The organism is Martelella sp. (assembly GCF_984369615.1).
Window position 1 is genome coordinate 1 of sequence record NZ_CFHTCS010000472.1, and the last position, 2794, is coordinate 2794.

Annotated in this window: 2 protein-coding genes and 1 pseudogene; all 3 read left to right on the plus strand. The window is 62.4% G+C overall.

Going from position 1 to position 2794, the window contains the following annotated elements; translation table 11 throughout:
• Positions 1–270, plus strand: a pseudogene (locus tag AC5DC2_RS22390) (C4-dicarboxylate ABC transporter); the annotation flags it as partial.
• Positions 271–546: 276 nt separating this feature from the next.
• Positions 547–1920: a glutamine synthetase family protein gene (locus tag AC5DC2_RS22395; protein WP_491700083.1), complete on the plus strand. Its 1374-nt coding sequence runs from the start codon at positions 547–549 to the stop codon at positions 1918–1920.
• Positions 1921–1989: 69 nt separating this feature from the next.
• The coding region (locus AC5DC2_RS22400) for an aldehyde dehydrogenase family protein (RefSeq protein ID WP_491700084.1) at positions 1990–2794 on the plus strand (805 nt) is incomplete at its 3' end.

Here is a 2794-nt window from a genome sequence, read left to right on the forward strand (position 1 = left end):
CTGAAGGTGCTGTTCCGCATGTGCACGGACAGTTCGCACCTGCATCGCCTGCACTGGTACTGGGGCGGTGAGGCGCGACTGCGCGCCCATGGCGACAAGCTGAAACTGACGACCATCCCGGATGCCGAATGGAAGACGGTGGAAGATGCCGCCGACGCTTTCTGGGACGAGATCGCCGCCGAGACCGAGCGTACGGCCGAAGTGGTCAAGATCCTCAAACAGTATCAGGCCGACATGAAGGCCGCTGGCCCGCCCTACCGCGCCGGCTGATAGACAAGGCTGCCGGGGCGGGACGCCCGTCACGCAACCGCGTCTCTCTTTTTGCGTCACCCTCGGGCTTGACCCGAGGGTCCAGGCAGCGTTCTCCGTGTCGCCTGCATGCTCGGGTCGAGCCCGAGCATGACCCTTGAAAGGGACGGGGCCATGAACAACGTCCTCGCCACGAGGAACGAGGCCATTGACACTGACTGTCCGGAACGCGTTTGCTCCGGGCGGTCGCATATGAAGGGCGCAGAGCCGCGTCCGACAACCGATGGGAAGAGCCTGATGAGCGCAAGCTACACATTCGACGAACTGAAGCGGGATGTTTCCGAGGGGCGGATAGACACCGTGCTGGCCTGCCAGGTCGACATGCAGGGCCGGCTGATGGGCAAGCGCTTCCACGCCGAATATTTCGTCGAGAGCGGCTTCAGGGAAACCCATTGCTGCAACTATGTCCAGGCCACCGACATGGAGATGAACACCGTCTCCGGTTATGAGTCGACCAGCTGGGCGGCGGGATACGGCGATTATACGATGAAGCCGGACCTTGGCACGCTCAGGCGCATTCCCTGGCTGGAGGGCACGGCGCTGGTGCTTTGCGATGTCGAGGATCACGCGACCCACAGCGAGGTCGCCCATTCGCCGCGCGCGCTCTTGAAAAAGCAGATCGGCCGTCTCGAGGCACATGGCTTTCGCGCGATGATGGCGACGGAGCTTGAATTCTTCCTCTTCAACCAGTCCTTCGAAAGCGCGGAGGAGGCTGGTTATCGCGGGCTGAAACGTTCGAGCGCCTATAATGAGGATTACCACATCTTCCAGACCACCAAGGAAGAAGATGTGATGCGGGCGATCCGCAACGGGTTGCAGGGCGCGGGCATCCCGATCGAAAATTCCAAGGGCGAGGCGGACGCGGGCCAGGAGGAGCTCAATGTCCGCTACGGCGACGCGCTGACCATGGCCGACCGCCACGCCATCATCAAGAACGCCTGCAAGGAGATCGCCTGGCAGAAGGGCAAGGCCATCACCTTCATGGCCAAGTGGAATTATGATGCGGCCGGCAACTCCTCCCATGTGCACCAATCGCTCTGGAGCGCCGACGGCGCGACGCCGCTGTTCTTTGATCCGGACGGTCCATACGGCATGTCGAAGCTGATGGAGCATTATGTGGCGGGGCTGCTCGCCCATTCGGCAGAGATCACCTATTTTCTGGCGCCCTACATTAATTCCTACAAGCGCTTCATGGCCGGCACCTTCGCGCCGACCAAGGCGATCTGGTCGCGCGACAACCGCACGGCCGGTTTCCGCCTTTGCGGCGAAAAGACCAAGGGCATCCGCATCGAGTGCCGCATCGGCGGGGCGGATCTCAACCCCTATCTGGCCTTTGCTGCACAACTTGCTGCCGGTCTCGACGGCATTGAAAAGGAGATGACGCTGGAAGAGCCCTATTTGGGCGATGCCTATGGCGCGGGCAGCGATATCCGCGAGATCCCGAAGACCCTGCGGGCGGCGGCAGAGGCCATGGACGCTTCCGAGTTTCTGCGTTCAGCCTTCGGCGACGGCGTCATCAACCATTATCGCCGCGCCGCCGAATGGGAGCAGGAGGAATATGACCGCCGCGTCACCGACTGGGAGGTCGCGCGTGGGTTTGAGAGAGCTTGAAGGCGAGACGACGGCAAGGGTTGCTTTCGCCTGTTTTGAGACAAACCAGCAAATGACAGGATGGCGATCATGACGATGATCCAATGTATTTCGCCGATCGACGGATCGGTCTATGCCGAGCGGGAGGCGGTTTCCGCCGCTGCCGCAGGTGCCGCCGTGGAAAGGGCGCGGGCGGCCCAGAGGGATTGGGCGAAGCGGCCGCTTGAAGAACGCGTCGCGCTGGTTCAGGCGGGCGTCAAGGCGCTCAATGCCATGAGCGACGAGGTGGTGCAGGAGCTGGCCTGGATGATGGGCCGGCCGGTGCGCTACGGCGGCGAGTTCGGCGGCGTCAACGAACGCGCCGACTATATGGCAAGCATCGCGGCGGAAGGTCTGGCCCCGGTCGCGCTTGAGGACAGCGGCAATTTCCGCCGCTATATCGCGCGCGAGCCGCACGGCGTCGTCTTCGTCATCGCGCCGTGGAACTATCCCTATCTGACGGCGATCAACACCATCGTTCCGGCGCTGATTGCCGGCAATGCCGTGATCATCAAGCATGCGAGCCAGACCCTTCTGGTCGGCGAGCGCATCGTCAAGGCTTTCGTTTCTGCAGGCATTGCGGAAGACCTGTTCCAGAATATCTTTCTCGATCATGCGACGAGTTCCGAACTGATCGCGGCAAAGAGCTTCGACTTCATCAATTTCACCGGTTCGGTGGAAGGCGGGCGGCAGATCGAACGCGCGGCGGCGGGCACCTTCACGCCGCTCGGACTGGAACTCGGCGGCAAGGATCCGGGTTATGTGATGGAGGATGCCGACCTCGATGCGGCGGTCGCGACGCTGATGGATGCGGCGATGTTCAATGCCGGCCAGTGCTGCTGCGGCATCGAGCGCA

Coding starts and splice junctions, on each gene's coding strand:
- AC5DC2_RS22395 (WP_491700083.1), top strand. CDS start 547: ATGAGCGCAAGCTACACATTCGACGAACTGAAGCGGGATGTTTCCGAG.